The organism is Curtobacterium sp. DN_7.5 (assembly GCF_022655355.1).
Taxonomy (GTDB): domain Bacteria; phylum Actinomycetota; class Actinomycetes; order Actinomycetales; family Microbacteriaceae; genus Curtobacterium; species Curtobacterium luteum.
Genome location: NZ_CP093378.1, coordinates 1,049,950 through 1,065,407 on the forward strand (window position 1 = coordinate 1,049,950; position 15,458 = coordinate 1,065,407).

Consider the following 15,458-nt stretch of genomic DNA (forward strand, 5'->3'; position numbering starts at 1 on the left):
GGTTAGACTTCGAGCCTGTCGAGACGGGGGACCTTTGAACGTGAACGTTGCTGCGAGTGACGTCTTGAAGCGCGTTCGCTTCCTAAGCGATCTCGGCCTCTGGGCAGCGTTGCCGCGCGAGGCCGACCCTAAAGGTTGGTTAGCTAACTTCGAAGATCCCGAGGACCAGCGACTTGCGGTTGTCCTTCTGCGATCGTTCATTTACGCAAGTCGCGAAATCGTCGACCATCTTGTACTGTCGGCAATCCAAAACGTGTACACTTTGCTCGAGAATCCCGACCCAGTCAAGTGGGAGAAATTCCTAGACGGGGTACTACTTACATATCCGACGAGAGATCAATTAGATGTCGCTGCTTCGGGTCATCTATTCCTTAGGCTTGCTCGCGACGAAGCGGGTTTCCGGGAAGATCAATTGGTCGATCCGCGGGACTTGGTTGAACGCGTCCTGTCTTTCGACGAACCTCGCACTGTCCTCTTCATTGACGACATCGCAGCAAGTGGCAGTCAATTTATCGATACCCTCCTGCGGCGCAGTTCAGCTGAGTCGACGTCGATTGCCGATCTCGTCTCCGCGGGCAGGATCGCGCGCGCCTATTATGCGCCCGCTATTGCGACGTCGTACGCACTTCGTCAAATTAGAGAGCTTACGCCGGTCTGGAACGTGAAGGCGGCGCATCTTCTAACGGGGGAATACAGTGCGTCGGATCCGCTTACCCGACTGGTTCGACCCGAGATGCGCTCGTCACTTGACCCGTTCCTACGAAAATACGCGGATCGCGCTGGTTACAGCTCAGAGGAACCCTACGGGTATCACCGTCTCGGTCTGGCGATTGCGTTCGAGCACAAAATCCCAGATTCTACTTTGCCGATTTTCCGCAGTTCGCATAAGGATTGGAATCCCCTGTTCCGATGAGTGCCCAATCAGCTTTCAGCTCTGAAAATCTGGCGCGCGAGATCGGTGAGGCCTTCGGTCAAGTGCGTACCGAGCATCTTCGTGGTGCAGACGTTTTCAGCATGTTCACCACACCTGTCTATTGGAGCCAGCTGCGCGGCCTTCGTCCATGTTTCCTGATTGGAGGGCGCGGTACTGGGAAGACCACGACGCTTCGAAGCCTCTGTTATGAGGGGCAGGCCGCGCTTAGGAGTCGCTCGATCGCGGATTGGGGGATGATCGGCGTCTACTGGCGTGTAGACGCTGGTGTAGTGAACACCTTCCGCGGCCGGGGTCTTGACGAAGATCAGTGGGAAGGCCTCTTCGCTCACTACTTGAACCTTCAACTCGTACATCAGCTTCTAGACTTTACAAAGTGGCGATCCATCGAACTGCAGGCGCAAACTGCCGTAGACGTGGAAGCCCTTGGCCTTGCGTGCGTCAGCTTGGGACTGCCGGAGGTAGACAATTTGATGGCATTGCGATCTGCAGTGCGGCTCGCGATGGCGCGGCTTCAAGGAGCGCTGAACGGTCCGACCGCGGCTCTGCTTCAAACCCCGCAGTCAGTTGCGGGAACACCGGTTCGCTATCTTGTCGAGGCGTTGCAGTATGACCAAGTCATTCGCGAGTGCTATTTCGCTTTCTGCATTGACGAATACGAAAACTTGAGCGCTAGGCAGCAGCAGGCGTTGAATACTTTGATCAAGCACTCGGGTGATGGTGCGTATACGTTTAAAATCGGTTTACGAGATTCGGTGAATTGGTCTTTCCCAACTGACGCACGTGGACAGCCCTTGCAAGAGCCTGCAGATTACACGTCGGTTCGGATAGCAAGCAATTTGGGCGATGAGGGCTTTGCTGAATTTGCGTCGAGCATCTGTAGTGCGCGACTCCTTAAAATAAGTGAAGCTGCGGGCGCTGACCTTAAGAAGCTGTTCCCCGATCTATCAGTGGAGAACGAGGCGCGGCTCCTAGGTGGGCTACGCAAGCGAGACTCCATCCGGGCAAGTCTGGAGAAGATGGGAGCGTCAAGCAGCGAGATTGCATTCTTCGATCGACTGCCGTTGACCCAGCAGCTTCTTATCGGATACTGGGCAAATTCGAAGCAGGTGGCAGCGACCTCGGTTTTGCGCGAAGCATATGCCTCCGAGTCCCGCTGGCGAGGGCGCGTCAACAACTACGCTTACGCGATGCTCTTCACGATTGCTGGGCGAGGAGCGTCCCGCCGAAAGTACTACTCAGGATGGAGTATCCTCGTCCAAATGGCCGACGGCAACATCCGGTACGTACTGCAACTCGTTGGAGAGGCGCTTACGCGGCACGTTGCGGATGGGAATAACCTGGAACAAGCCGTTTCGCCGGCAACGCAGAGCGATTGTGCTGCTCTTGTTGGAGAACGGCTGGTTCGGGAGCTGCTAGGACTTTCGGAGCGTGGCGCGCAATTGATGCGACTCGTGTTGGGCATTGGTAGGGTTTTCAATCTTATGGCGCGAAACCCGGAGGGTCATACTCCCGAGGTCAATCAGGTGCGCCTCGCCGATCCGGACTCGCCCGATTATCCTGCAGCGAAGCTCCTCCTTGAAGAAGGAGTCAGTCAAGGTTGTTTCGCAGCATTCGCCGGCGATAAGAACTCGCGTGAGTCCGCGGCAGTTAAGTCGTACGATTACCAACTTCACCCCATTTTTGCTGCATTCTTCGAATATAGTCACCGTAGTAAGAGGCGAATGAACATCGAATCGCGCCAGGTTCTGCGCCTAGCAACGGACGATGTTTCAGGTGCGGTTCGCGAGATTACTCGCGGTCGCGAGACGCGAGGCGACATTGGCATGCCGCTCCAGCTTGAGTTGTATAGCGATCTGTATGAATAGGCGGCGCCGTTCACTTCATACGTATGAAATGCCGGTGGATCAGTTGATGGTTCCTCCTTCCGCGCACTTGATCTGCAAAGAGAGTCCAATTGAAGAACGAGCAAACGCGTCCGCGAATCTCCGTTCGGCGAGTTTGCGCGATGATCAGAAGGTACTCGTCACAGATGAGGGTCCAGATCTATTTCACTATCAAACTTCTAATGGTCACACGGGTGTCGTTGATTTACACTCATTCGATTCATTGACCGAGTTCCTAGATCATCTCGGGAGCGAGGTATGGGTTGATATCACTGGACTTGGTCACAATACTTGGGCGCCGCTGGTGCGCACAAGCATCCAAATTGGTCACCCTGTTACGGTTATTTATGCACAACCGTCCGAATATGCGCGCACTGGTGAGTTCTACGACTTGTCTGAGCGTGTTGAGGGTATCAGGCCTCTTCCGGGATTCGTACATCTCGGTCTAGCGGAGGAACCGGCGGTTTTCTTGCCCTTGCTCGGATTCGAAGGATCTCGATTCGAGTATATGGTGGATCGCTCGGATGTCGATTTGCAGGACACACACCCAATTGTCGGGGCCCCAGGTTTCTTCCTCGAGTACGTAGGTGAGGTTTATGCCGAGAATCGGCTTCTATTCGAGCAGAACGCCGGCTTGCATAGACGCGTCGCCTATGCCAAGGCCAATTGCCCTTTTGACCTTTACTGGCTTCTCGGGGAGTTTCAAGAGATGGCCGGAGGTGGCGTGCTGAAAATTGCAATGATTGGCACAAAGCCGCATGCGTTAGGTGCGGTCATTTATGCAACGATGCATCCTGAATCTGTCGAGCTGCTCTACGATCACCCCATCAAGTCGAAGGGCAGAACCACTGGAGCGTCCAAGTTCTGTGTGTACGATGTCCGCGCTCACCTTGCCTCCATAAATCTATGAGCGAACTTGATGCCTATTACACTCCGCCAGAGATTGCTGATGTCGTTGCGGGAGCTTTCCCCAATCGTGCAAATGGCGTCTACGTAGACCCGGCGGCGGGCGGAGGGAGTCTCCTGTTGGCATTGAAGCGGAGGTTTCCCTCTGCAACACTATGGGGAATGGATATAGACGCAGCCGCGGTGTCCGCCCTGAGGCGGCGGTCTTGGGTAGATACAGCCTCTCGCGCCGATTTCCTAAGCGCTAGGTCGGTATCATCCAGCGGCGTCGGCCGTTCGCGTGCGAAAGTGACTGGTGTGGTGCTAAACCCGCCATTCTCCTACCGAGGCGGCAGTGCCAGCACGGTACGCCTTGGAGAGCGATCATGGGTCTTACCGATTGCGCTGCGGTTCTTAGCGCGGTCGCTCGACCAATTCACTCCCGCCGATGGAGTTGCTGCTATCCTCCCGCTCGGGAGCTATCTAGGGGAGAAGTACCAAAGCTTTTGGGGACATGTTCGTGAGACTTATACTGTAGAAGAACTTGCAAGGCCCTCGAATGCTGCCTTCGCTGGTACTCGAGCATCCTCGGTAATAGTGCGATTGCAGCCGGGGGCGTTTCCTTCAACTGAATCTGTGGTTCCAGAGGCTCGTCACCAGGGATGTGTCGAAGTAGTGCGCGGGCGAGTTCAAATTCATGCGCTGAAGAAGAATGGGTCGCTATCGCAACGTGGAGGAGTCCGGTTCGTTCACACAAGCGATCTTGCGCGCCGGGTGTCGACGAGGGCCCCCGCAACTGTGCAACACGTTCAGGTGGGTCGACTCAGAACACAAGGTCCGATGGTAGTCGTTCCGAGAGTTGGTAACCCAGGATCTTTCCGCCCAATCGTAGTTGACCAAAGTGTCGTCTTAAGCGACTGCGTCCTGGCGCTCCGGCCTATTGGTGAGTTGTCGGTGTCTTCGATCGTTAGCATCTTGGAACGAGAGTGGCCACTTTTCGGAGAAAAATATACGGGCACCGGTGCGCGTTACATTACCGTGGGGTCGGTATTGCGCTTCTTGGGTGATCTCGGCTTCCACGGTATGCATGTTCGCGCGGACTCGCGTGCAGGACTGTGTGGGGCGGCACACCCGCTGCTCTAGCCGCGGATCGCCGCGTCGATCAGGACGGCGGCGGCGCGGCGTGCGTGGCCAGCGGGCGACGCGTCGCCCGCGATCGCCGCGGTGGTCTGGGCGCCCTCGGCGAGGAGCGCGAGCTGGGCGGCGAGCTCCTCGGCCGCGGCCCGGTCCGGCACGACCTCGGCCGCGAGTCCGGCGACGTACTCCTGGAACGACTCCTTGTGCTCCCGGGCGATCCGGGCCACCGTCGGCGAGGTCGAGCCGAGCTCGCCGAACGCATTGATGAACCCGCAGCCGCGGAACGTGTCGTCACCGAACCACTGCTCGAGGAAGTCGTACATCGCCAGCAGACGGTCGCGGGGCGTGGCCGCGGCGGCGACGGCTTGCTCGATGCCGTGCTCCCAGTACTCGTGCCGTCCCGTCAGCACGGCTGCGACGAGCTGCTCCTTGCCCGGGAACGCCGCGTAGAGCTTCTTGAGCGACACCCCGGCGCCGGTGCGGATCTCGTCCATCCCGACCGACTGGATGCCGCGCGCGTAGAAGAGCTCGTCGGCGACCGCGACGATGTGCGCCCTGGTGTCCGCCTCGACCGTGCTCGTAGCCACGTCGTACCCCGTTCCCTGCGTGTTCACCGTTCCCGTGTTGCAAGGGGAACGATCGTTCTCTAGTGTAGGGGACATCAGCGGGGAACGACCGTTCTCCGTCAGGTGCAGGGGAAGGGAACCATCATGGGCAGCATCACCGTCGGGACCGAGAACAGCGTCGACATCGCGCTCCACTACGAGGACAAGGGATCGGGCCAGCCGATCGTCCTCATCCACGGCTTCCCGCTCGACGGCAACTCGTGGGAGGGGCAGGTCCCGCCGCTCCTCGCCGCCGGGTACCGCGTGGTCACGTACGACCGCCGGGGGTTCGGCCAGTCCTCGCAGCCGTCGACCGGCTACGACTACGACACCTTCGCGGACGACCTGCACACCGTCCTCGAGACCCTCGACCTGCGCGACGTCATCCTCGTCGGCTTCTCGATGGGCACCGGTGAGATCGCCCGCTACATCGCCCGCCACGGAGAGGAGCGGATCGCCAAGGTCGCGTTCCTCGCCTCGCTCGAGCCGTACCTCGCGATCACCGACGACAACCCGGACGGCGCCGGCCCGATGTCCTTCTTCGAGGGCATCGCCGCCGACGTGAAGAAGGACCGCTACGCGTACTTCACGAACTTCTACCAGGACTTCTTCAACCTCGACGAGAACCTCGGCTCGCGGATCTCGGAGGAGCAGGTCCGGAACGCGTGGAACGTGGCAGCCGGTTCGGGCTCGATCGCATCCGCCGCGGCGCCGCTCACCTGGCCGACCGACTTCCGCGAGGACATCCCGAAGGTCACCGTCCCGGCGCTCATCGTGCACGGCACGTCGGACAACATCCTGCCGATCGACGCCACCGGCCGCCGCTTCACCAAGGCTCTCCCGCACGCGGAGTACGTCGAGATCGAGGGTGCCCCGCACGGCCTCCTCACGACGCACACCGCCGAGGTGAACGAGGTCCTGCTCGGCTGGCTCACGAAGTAGCCCTTCCGGCGCTGATCGCCGGCGCACAACCGAAGTCACCCCGCGCCGCGGTTTTCCGCGGTTCGGGGTGACTTTGGTTGTGCGGACGCGAACCGCGCCACGCGCGCGGCGTCACGGGCGCCACGGGCGCGGCGTCGCGCGCGTGGCGCGGCGCTCAGTCCTCTTCTGGTGCGTCGTCCGGGTTCGTCACCTGCGCGTGGCCGGCGGGGTCGAGGTGGATCGACGTGCCGTCGTCGAGCTCGACGATCGGCTTCCCCTCGAGGAACGTGAGCGTCCACCCCCACGACGACGTGTCGACGGACTCGGCCGCGAGCTCCTCCTCGACCCCCTGCACGGCGACGACCATCGCTTCGGGGAGTCGCGCAGGCGACTGCCCACCCACGCTCCATCGTGTGCCCAACTGCATCCGTGCCTCCAGTCCGGTGCGGGCCGACCGGTCGCGGACGCGAGCCGGCCGACCGTGCGACGCTACGCCGGCTGTTCCGCCAGCTCGATGTCGACGACGGCCAGCTCGGCGCCGTCCGTGAACGACAGGTCCGCGATGCGGCCGACGGCCGCGAGGTCGACGGCAGCACGCTCGATGAGCGCACGCGTCTCGGCGGGCGCGGCGACGACCGCCCGCGTCACCGGCGTCTTCTGGGACGCCTTGGCCGCCGTCTTCGCACCGCGGATGCCGATGAGGGCCTGGCCGACGGCCGCGAGCAGGCCCGACGGCCCTGCACCCAGCCGGTCAGCTGCACCCGGCCCCGCGGCGGCCGCCAGGCCGCTCGCAGTAGGCCACTGTGCGCGGTGCACGCTGGTCTCGTGGGTCCAGGCCCAGACCTCTTCGGTCGCGAACGGGAGGAACGGTGCCAGCAGGCGGAGCAGCGCATCGATCGCGGCGCGCAGCGCGAGGACCGCGCTCGCCTGCGTCTCGTGCGTCGCGTCGGTCGCGGTGCCGTAGGCGCGCTCCTTCACGAGCTCGAGGTAGTCGTCGCAGAACGTCCAGAAGAAGCGCTCGGTGACCTCGAGTGCCCGGGCGTGGTCGAAGCCGTCGAACGCGGCCGTCGCCTGCTCGATGACCGATCCGAGCTCGGCGAGCATGTCGGTGTCGAGCGCCTCGGTCACGGCGTGCGCGCCCTCGGGCAGCGGGAAGCCGTAGACGAACTTCGCCGCGTTGAGGACCTTGATCGCCAGGCGTCGGCCGACCTTGATCTGCTTCGGGTTCTGCGGGTCGAACGCCGCGTCCGTGCCGAGCTTCGAGGAGGCCGCCCAGTACCGGACCGCGTCCGCGCCGTGCTGCTCGAGGATCGACAGCGGCGTGACGACGTTGCCCTTCGACTTCGACATCTTCTTGCGGTCGGGGTCGACGATGAAGCCGGAGATGCTCGCGTGCTTCCACGGCACGACGTCCGCCTCGAGCTGGCTGCGGAGCACCGTCGTGAAGAGCCAGGTGCGGATGATGTCCTGCGCCTGCGGCCGGACGTCGTACGGGAACACCAGGTCGTACAGCGCCGGGTCGGACTCCCACTTGCCCGCGAGCTGCGGGGTCAGCGACGAGGTCGCCCAGGTGTCCATGACGTCGAGCTCGCCCTGGAAGCCGCCCGCGACACCGCGCTGTGACTCCTCGTAGCCGGGGGCCGGCTCGGACGCCGGGTCGACCGGGAGCTGGTCCTCGGTCGGCACGATCGGCTGGTCGTACACCGGGTTGCCGTCGGCGTCGAGCGGGTACCAGACCGGCAGCGGCACGCCGAAGAAGCGCTGACGGGAGATGAGCCAGTCGCCGGAGAGGCCGCCGACCCAGTTGTCGTAGCGGACGCGCATGAAGTCCGGGTGGAACGCGATCTCCTCGCCGCGCTTCCGGAGCGTGGTCTTGAGCTCCTCGTCACGCGCGCCGTTCACGATGTACCACTGGCGCGTCGAGACGATCTCGAGCGGCTTGTCGCCCTTCTCGAAGAACTTCACCGGGTGGTTGATGGTCTTCACGTCGCCGATGAGCTCGCCGGACTCGGTGAGGGCGTCCACGACGACCTTCTTCGCCGAGAACACGGTCTTGCCCGCCATCTCCGCGTAGAGCGCCTTGCCCTGCTCGCTCGCGATCCACGTCGGCTCGTCGGAGCGGACACGGCCGTCGAAGCCGATGATCGCGCGGTTCGGCAGCTGCAGCTCGCGCCACCACACGACGTCGGTGGTGTCGCCGAAGGTGCAGACCATCGCGATGCCGGCGCCCTTGTCCTGCTGCGCGAGGTGGTGTGCGAGCACCGGGACCTCGACGTCGAACAGGGGCGAGCGGACCGTGGTGCCGAAGAGGTCCTGGAAGCGCTCGTCGTCGGGGTGCGCGACGAGGGCGACGCAGGCGGGGAGGAGCTCCGGGCGGGTGGTCTGGATGACGACGTCGTCCCCGCCGTCCGTCCGGTGGAAGGCCAGCCCGTGGTACGCGCCGGGCATCTCCTTGTCCTCGAGCTCCGCCTGGGCGACGGCCGTGCGGAAGGTGACGTCCCAGAGCGTCGGAGCGTCGGCCTGGTAGGCCTCGCCGCGCTCCAGGTTGCGGAGGAAGGCACGCTGGGCGCTGGCCCGCGAGGTGTCGTCGATCGTGCGGTACGACTGCGTCCAGTCGACGGACAGGCCGAGCGTGCGGAAGAGGTGTTCGAACTGCTGCTCGTCCTGCACGGTCAGCCGCTCGCACAGCTCGATGAAGTTGCGGCGCGAGATCGGGAGCTGGTCGGCGGCCTTGCTCGACTTGGTGTCACCGCCCTCGAACGGCGGGACGAAGGCCGGGTCGTAGGGGAGCTGCGGGTCGCAGCGGACGCCGTAGTAGTTCTGCACGCGGCGCTCGGTCGGCAGCCCGTTGTCGTCCCAGCCCATCGGGTAGAAGACGTGCTTGCCGCGCATCCGCTCGTACCGGGCCTTGAGGTCGGTGTGGGTGTACGAGAACACGTGACCGATGTGCAGCGAGCCCGAGGCGGTCGGCGGCGGGGTGTCGATCGAGTAGACGGCGGCGCGGTCACCGGCGGCGGAACGGTCGAAGCGGTAGGTGCCGTCCTGCTCCCAGACCGGGCCCCAGACGTCTTCGAGTCCGTCGACCGTGGGCTTCTCGGGCATGGGCTTCGACATGGCGGGCCTTCCGTTCGGTGCGGTGCTGGGACCGCTCTGTGCGGCACCGAGTCCGTGGTGAGGTGCCTGAATGTCCACGCACGTGCGGCGCGGTACCCCCGATGGTAGCGGCTCGCACCGTCATCGCCGACGGCCGTTACCACACCGGCCTGACGGACACGCCGGGCGTTTGGTAGGCTGTCGGAGTTTGTCCGGCGGACGCGGGGTTCGCGAGGACTGCAGTGACGCCGTCCGCCGGGCGCCCGAAGGCAAGACTCAGCACTACCGGAGGAACGATTTGTCACCGAACCAGACCAGCCCCGCGAACGGCGATCGGCCGCTGCGGACGAAGGGCGCCGTGAAGCGGGCCCGCCGCAAGCTGACGAAGGACGACGTCACCGTCGTCGAGGAGTCGCTGCTCAAGCGCGCCGTCGCGGCCGCCGCCCTCGGCAACGCGATGGAGTGGTTCGACTTCGGCATCTTCGCGTACCTGACGGTCACGATCTCGCAGGTCTTCCTGCCGAAGGGGGACCCGGCGGCCAACGTCGTCGCGACCTTCGGGTTCTTCGCGGCCGCGTTCATCGTGCGCCCGATCGGTGGGGCCGTGTTCGGCCCGATCGGCGACCGGATCGGCCGGCAGAAGGTCCTCGCACTGACGATGATCCTCATGGCGGCCGGCACGCTCATGATCGGCCTGATCCCCTCGTACCAGACCATCGGCTTCTGGGCGCCGGTGCTGCTGCTCGTGGCCCGCTTCGTGCAGGGCTTCTCGACCGGTGGCGAGTACGGCGGCGCCGCGACGTTCATCGCCGAGTACTCGCCGGACAAGCGCCGCGGGTTCATGGGCTCGTGGCTCGAGTTCGGCACGCTCGCCGGCTACGTGCTCGGCGCCTCGATCGTCACCGGCCTGCAGTTCGGCCTCTCCGAGGACGCACTCCTCAGCTGGGGCTGGCGCATCCCGTTCATCGTCGCCGGTCCGCTCGGCCTCATCGGGCTCTACCTCCGGCTCAAGCTCGAGGAGACCCCGGCGTTCCAGAAGCAGCAGGAGCAGGCCGCCGAGCGCGAGTCCCAGAAGACCCCGTTCCTCCGCCTCTTCGCCGAGAACTGGCGCTCGCTGCTCATCTGCATCGGCCTGGTGCTGGTCTTCAACGTGACCGACTACATGCTGCTGTCGTACATGCCGACGTACCTCGAGCAGAACCTCGGCCAGAACGCGACCTTCGGCCTGATCCTCATCGTGATCGTGATGATCCTGATGATGGTCGTCATCACGTTCGGCGGTCGGCTCTCCGACCGGTTCGGCCGACGCCCGGTGCTGGCCGCGGGCTGCATCGGCTTCTTCCTGCTGTCGTGGCCGTCGCTCAAGCTCGTCCAGAGCGGCACCGGCGTGGGGGTGTTCTTCGGCCTCCTCATCCTGGGGCTCGTGCTCGTCACGTTCACCTCGACGATGCCCTCGACGCTCCCCGCGCTGTTCCCGACGATCATCCGTTACGGGGCGCTCGCGATCGCGTTCAACGTCTCCGTCTCGCTCTTCGGTGGCACCACCCCGCTCGCGACCTCGGCGCTCATCAACGCCGCGAAGGACGCCGGGCTCGGCTGGGCCGAGGACATCCCCGCGTTCTACCTCATGATCGCGGCCGTGATCGGCCTCGTCGCGGTGTACTTCACGAAGGAGACCGCCGCCACCCCGCTGATGGGGTCGGGCCCGACGGTCGCGCACGAGGACGAGATCGCCGCGGTCATCGAGGACTACAACGACCCGGAGTCCGACCTCGCCCAGTCCGACTGGGCGAAGGACTTCTCGACGAGCGAGATCCCCGTGATCAGCGGCGACGCGCCGACGTCCGGCGGTGAGCGCACGGAGCCCACGGGCTCCTGACGACCGGCCTGGAGGCGCGGTGCGGATCCGTCCCGCACCGCGCCTCCGGTCGTCCGGTCGCGCTGGTGCGGGTCGCGCGCTGCCGCGGGTCTCGCGCTGCGCGAGTCTCGCGCTGCACGGGTCGCGCGCTGCGCGACATCGCTCGTGCGTGCGAGCGCGAGGAGTGTCGCGCAGCACGAGTCTCGGCTCGCGCGGCACGAGTCTCGCGCTGCGCGGGTCGCGCGCTGCCGCGAGTCTCGCGCTGCCGCGAGTCTCGCGCTGCGCGACATCGCTCGTGCGTTCGAGCGCGAGGAGTGTCGCGCAGCACGAGTCTCGGCTCGCGCAGCGCGAGTCTCGGGTCGCGCGGCACGAGTCGGCCGCGTCAGGCGGCGGGGGCGGTCGGCCCGGAGGCCAGCACCTCGGCCGCGCGCAACAGCTGCGCCGTCACGGCGTGCGTCGGTCGCGAGAGCACCCGCTCGGCCGGTCCCCGTTCGACCACCGCGCCCTCGTGCACGACGAGCACGTCGTCGGCCATCCGTCGGACCGCCCGCAGGTCGTGCGACACGAAGAGCATCGCCACGCCGGTGTCGTCCCGCAGCCGTTCGAGCAGCCCGAGCACCGCGTCCTGCACTGTGGCGTCGAGCGCCGTGACGGGTTCGTCGAGCACGAGGACCTCGGGGTCGGTCGCGAGCGACCGCGCGATCGCCAACCGCTGCCGCTGCCCGCCGGACAGGGTCAGCGGCGACCGGGCGCGCAGCGCGGGGTCGAGTCCGACCTGCCGGAGCGCGCCGTCGACCCGGTCCGCGAGCTCGCCCCGGGCCCGCCGTTCCGCTCCGCCGGAGAACGCGTCCGCGAGCACGCGCTCCACGTCCCAGCGGTCGTCGAAGGTCGCGCCGGGGTCCTGCACGACCGCGGCCACCCGGTGTCGACGGGCACGGCGCTCGCGTTCGGGCAGCGGCACCCACGGTCCACCGTCGAGCGTGACGGTGCCGGCGTCGGGGGACTCGAGTCCGAGGAGGATCCGGGCGAGCGTGGTCTTCCCCGAGCCGGACGCCCCGATGACCCCGAGCACGCGGCCTCGCTCGAGCACGAGTGCCGTGTCGTGCACCGCCGGGACGCCGTCGAACGCCCGCTCGAGGCCGTCCGCGACGAGGACGCCCTCTCTCGCACCGTGCGAGTCGCCCGCACCGGCGGTCGCGTCGTGCGAGGTTCCGCGCACCGTGCGGGGGCTGTGCCCTGCCACGCTGTTGGGATCCTCGCACCGAGCGGGAGCGGGGGCAGGTGCGGGGGCGGCCGCGTGCACGAGCGCCGCGGTCGCCGGGTGTTCGGGTGCGTCGAACACCCGCCCGACCGGCCCCTGCTCGACGATCCGGCCGTCCGCGACCACGGCCACCCGATCGGCCCAGCCGGCGACGAGGCCGAGGTCGTGCGTGATGACCAGCACGCCGGCTCCGCGTTGCTGGGCCCGGCGGAGCTGCTCCATGACGGTCACCGCGACACCGGCGTCGAGCGCGGTGGTCGGTTCGTCCGCGACGACGAGCGCGGGGGAGCCGATCGTGGCCGCCGCGATGAGGGCCCGCTGCCGCATCCCGCCGGAGAGCGTCCCGGCCAGCCGGCCGTCGGTCGCGATCGCGGGGTCGAGCCCGACGTCGGCGAGCGCGGTCCGCACGGCCTCGACCCGTTCGGCGGCGCGCATGGACGTGTGCAGTCGGAGTGCGTCCGCCACCTCGCGGCCGACCGGGCGGAGCGGGTCGAGGGCACCGAGGGCCTCCTGGCCGACGTACCCGACGCGGGTCCCGCGGAGCCGACGCCAGTCGCGTTCGCGGAAGCCCCTCGCGTCCGTGCCGGCCACCTCGAGCCGGTCGGCGGCGACCTCGGCTCGGTCGGCGGACAGCCCGAGGAGCGCGCGGGCGGTCACGGTCTTGCCCGAGCCCGAGGCACCCACGAGGGCGACCATCTCGCCGGGGGCGACGTGCAGTCGGACGTCGGACACGAGCCGGACGCCGTCGATCGTCACCGACAGCCCCTCGACGGCCAGGACCGGGCTGCCGTGGGACGTGGTGGCGGCGCTCACCGTGCACCACCGCGTCGTCGGATCGCCCGACCGAGCACCGTGACCGCGGTCGCGAGCACGACGATCGCCAGACCCGGGAACGTGCTCATCCACGGCGCGGTCTGCAGGTACGTGCGGCCGTCCGCGAGCATCGCACCCCACTCCGGGGCCGGCGGTGGCGTCCCGACGCCGAGGTAGCTCAGCGCGGACGCCCACACGACGGCCTGGCCGACGCCGAGCGTACCGACCGCGACCACGGGCCAGAGCGCGGCGGGCAGGACGTGGCGGACGACGATGCGGGCGGGGGAGCGGCCGAGCAGGACAGCGGTCTCGACGACCTGCGACTCCCGGGCCGTGCGCACGAGGCCCCGCACGATCCGCGCGTAGCCCGGCGCGGTCGCGAACCCCACGGCGAGCACCGCGGGCACCGGACCGGGGCCGGTGACGGCGATGACGACGAGCGCGACGAGCAGGAGCGGCAGCGCGAAGGCGACCTCGGTGACCCGGCCGACGACGGCGTCGAGCACGCGCCCACCGAGTCCGGCGAGCAGCCCGAGCAGGACACCGGTGGTGGCACCCACGAGGGTCGCCGCGAGCCCGACCACGAGCGACGGGCGCGTCCCCGCCACGACCCGCGCGAGGACGTCGCGGCCGGACTCGTCCGTGCCGAACGGGTGCGCCGCCGACGGCGGGAGGAGCGCTGCTCCCGGGTCCACGGCGAGCGGGTGGGCGCCGCCGAGCAGCGCAGGTGCGACGGCCGCCAGGACGGCGAGCGCGACGACCACGGCCGCGACCAGTCCGGCGGCGCCGAGCGTCCCCCCACGGCGTCGCTCGGCACCCCCGGACGGAGCGCGGGTGGCCGTGGGACCCGTCGCGCCCGTCGTGGGCGTCCCCGCCGGGTCGAGGATCCCGCTCACCGGGACGCCGCCGTCCGCGGACGCCGACGGAGACCGGCCCCGCGGAGACCGGCCCCGCGGAGACCGGCCCCGCGGAGACCGGCCCCGCGGAGACCGGCCCCGCGGAGACCGGCCCCGCGGGGACCGGCCCCGCGGAGACCGCGCCCCCGCACTCCGGGCCCCCGGGACCCGGTCCGACCCGCGTCCGCCCGGCGGGGGCGCCGGTCCACGGCGCGTTCGGCGAGGTCCGCGACCGCGAGCACGACGACGTACGCAGCGGCGGACACGAGCGCGATCCCGGCGACGAGCGGCATGTCGCGCTGCGTCACCGCCGTGACGAGCGCGCGGCCGATCCCGGGCAGCGCGAACACCGACTCGACGACGACGGCGCCGGACACGAGCGACCCGAAGGCCCAGGCGGAGAGCGCGAGCCCCGGGAGAGCGGCGTGGCGCAGCGAGTGCCTGAGGAACACCCCGGTGCGGTGCTCGCCCCGGCCCCGCGCGGCGAGCGCGAACGCGGACCGCTGCGCGTCGACGATGCCGTCGCGGACCGTCTCGGCGAGGTACCCGGCCACCGGCACGGCCACGGTGACGACGGGGAGCACCCATCCGCGGACGGTCCCGTCGCTCACCGCGGGCGCCCAGCCCAGGGCGGTGGCGAACACGACGATGAGGACGCTGCCGAGCCAGAAGTGCGGCACGACGCTCGCGGTGACGGTGATGGCGCCCGTGAGGCCGGCGGCGAACCGGCCGCGCTGCGTGGACCACCAGGCGGCGACGAGCGCGAGGACCCAGGCGACGACGAGCCCCGCGACCGCCAGGGTCAGCGTGACGGGCAGCTCCTGGCCGAGCAGCGTCGCGACCGGCGTGCGGAACGCGTAGGAGTCGCCGAGCTGCCCGCTCGCGAGCCGTCCGAGGAACACGGCGTACTGCACGAGCAGCGGACGGTCGAGCCCGTACTCGTGCCGGACCTGGGCGACCGCTGCGGCGGACGCCTGCGACCCGGGGCCGCCGAGGATCGCGAGCGCCGGGTCGCCGGGGATCAGCCGGATCGCGACGAACACGATCGTGGCGACGGCCCAGAGCACGCCGATCCCGCCGGCCAGGCGGCCGAGGCCCCACAGCGTCCACCGCGACCATGCGCCGGAGCGCGACGGGCGCGTCGGGGTCATGCCGTGCCTCCAGTCCGGTCG

Annotated in this window: 12 protein-coding genes; 6 read left to right on the plus strand and 6 right to left on the minus strand. The window is 67.4% G+C overall.

The genetic code is table 11. The features are described from left to right. The first annotated feature begins 40 nt into the window (after positions 1 to 40). From MON03_RS04985 to MON03_RS17425, 4 genes are read left to right on the plus strand one after another with little or no spacing between them, the layout of a single operon-like run. A complete protein-coding gene (locus MON03_RS04985) occupies positions 41 to 913 on the plus strand; it encodes a phosphoribosyltransferase-like protein (protein WP_502798696.1) in 873 nt (290 codons plus the stop codon). Beyond that, positions 910 to 2,799, plus strand: coding sequence for an ORC-CDC6 family AAA ATPase (locus MON03_RS04990; RefSeq protein WP_242090864.1), 1,890 nt, complete (start codon positions 910 to 912; stop codon positions 2,797 to 2,799). The genes MON03_RS04985 and MON03_RS04990 overlap by 4 nt, the downstream gene beginning before the upstream one ends. Before the next feature lie 34 nt (positions 2,800 to 2,833). After that, on the plus strand, positions 2,834 to 3,727 hold the full coding sequence (locus tag MON03_RS04995) for a hypothetical protein (RefSeq protein ID WP_242090865.1): 894 nt from the start codon (positions 2,834 to 2,836) through the stop codon (positions 3,725 to 3,727). Next, complete coding sequence (locus MON03_RS17425; RefSeq protein ID WP_350355085.1) at positions 3,724 to 4,845, plus strand: methyltransferase; 1,122 nt, start codon at positions 3,724 to 3,726, stop codon at positions 4,843 to 4,845. The genes MON03_RS04995 and MON03_RS17425 overlap by 4 nt, the downstream gene beginning before the upstream one ends. On the opposite strand, the gene MON03_RS05000 is transcribed toward MON03_RS17425, so the two are convergent. After that, positions 4,842 to 5,426, minus strand: coding sequence for a TetR/AcrR family transcriptional regulator (locus MON03_RS05000; RefSeq protein ID WP_242090866.1), 585 nt, complete (start codon positions 5,424 to 5,426; stop codon positions 4,842 to 4,844). The genes MON03_RS17425 and MON03_RS05000 overlap by 4 nt on opposite strands. Positions 5,427 to 5,549: 123 nt before the next feature. On the opposite strand from MON03_RS05000, the gene MON03_RS05005 reads away from it, so the two are divergent. Next, entirely contained in the window at positions 5,550 to 6,386 is an 837-nt protein-coding gene (locus MON03_RS05005) for an alpha/beta fold hydrolase (protein WP_242090867.1), read from the plus strand. Positions 6,387 to 6,540: 154 nt separating this feature from the next. Here the strand turns inward: MON03_RS05005 and MON03_RS05010 are convergent, their stop codons facing one another. Then, positions 6,541 to 6,792: a hypothetical protein gene (locus MON03_RS05010; RefSeq protein WP_242090868.1), complete on the minus strand. Its 252-nt coding sequence runs from the start codon at positions 6,790 to 6,792 to the stop codon at positions 6,541 to 6,543. 62 nt (positions 6,793 to 6,854) lie between these two features. After that, on the minus strand, positions 6,855 to 9,479 hold the full coding sequence (valS, locus tag MON03_RS05015) for a valine--tRNA ligase (RefSeq protein ID WP_242090869.1): 2,625 nt from the start codon (positions 9,477 to 9,479) through the stop codon (positions 6,855 to 6,857). 277 nt (positions 9,480 to 9,756) lie between these two features. Here valS and proP point away from each other — a divergent pair, with 277 nt between their 5' ends. Further along, positions 9,757 to 11,337 (plus strand): glycine betaine/L-proline transporter ProP, encoded by a 1,581-nt coding sequence (gene proP / locus MON03_RS05020; RefSeq protein WP_229728087.1) that lies wholly within the window; start codon positions 9,757 to 9,759, stop codon positions 11,335 to 11,337. A 361-nt stretch (positions 11,338 to 11,698) separates the two neighbouring features. Here proP and MON03_RS05025 read toward each other — a convergent pair whose 3' ends face one another. The 3 genes from MON03_RS05025 to MON03_RS05035 are packed head-to-tail and all read right to left on the minus strand — an operon-like array spanning position 11,699 to position 15,437. Beyond that, entirely contained in the window at positions 11,699 to 13,390 is a 1,692-nt protein-coding gene (locus tag MON03_RS05025; RefSeq protein WP_242090870.1) for an ATP-binding cassette domain-containing protein, read from the minus strand. Then, on the minus strand, positions 13,387 to 14,286 hold the full coding sequence (locus MON03_RS05030) for an ABC transporter permease (RefSeq protein ID WP_022902926.1): 900 nt from the start codon (positions 14,284 to 14,286) through the stop codon (positions 13,387 to 13,389). The genes MON03_RS05025 and MON03_RS05030 overlap by 4 nt, the downstream gene beginning before the upstream one ends. After that, positions 14,283 to 15,437, minus strand: coding sequence for an ABC transporter permease (locus tag MON03_RS05035; RefSeq protein ID WP_239533471.1), 1,155 nt, complete (start codon positions 15,435 to 15,437; stop codon positions 14,283 to 14,285). Before MON03_RS05035 ends, MON03_RS05030 begins: the two co-directional genes overlap by 4 nt. Positions 15,438 to 15,458: the final 21 nt, after the last annotated feature.

What these genes read in the sequence shown, in the direction of transcription:
- MON03_RS05035 (WP_239533471.1), bottom strand. Translation starts at nt 15,437, where the DNA reads ATGACCCCGACGCGCCCGTCGCGCTCCGGCGCATGGTCGCGGTGGACG.
- MON03_RS17425 (WP_350355085.1), top strand. Translation starts at nt 3,724, where the DNA reads ATGAGCGAACTTGATGCCTATTACACTCCGCCAGAGATTGCTGATGTC.
- MON03_RS05005 (WP_242090867.1), top strand. Translation starts at nt 5,550, where the DNA reads ATGGGCAGCATCACCGTCGGGACCGAGAACAGCGTCGACATCGCGCTC.
- valS (WP_242090869.1), bottom strand. Translation starts at nt 9,479, where the DNA reads ATGTCGAAGCCCATGCCCGAGAAGCCCACGGTCGACGGACTCGAAGAC.
- MON03_RS04990 (WP_242090864.1), top strand. Translation starts at nt 910, where the DNA reads ATGAGTGCCCAATCAGCTTTCAGCTCTGAAAATCTGGCGCGCGAGATC.
- MON03_RS05010 (WP_242090868.1), bottom strand. Translation starts at nt 6,792, where the DNA reads ATGCAGTTGGGCACACGATGGAGCGTGGGTGGGCAGTCGCCTGCGCGA.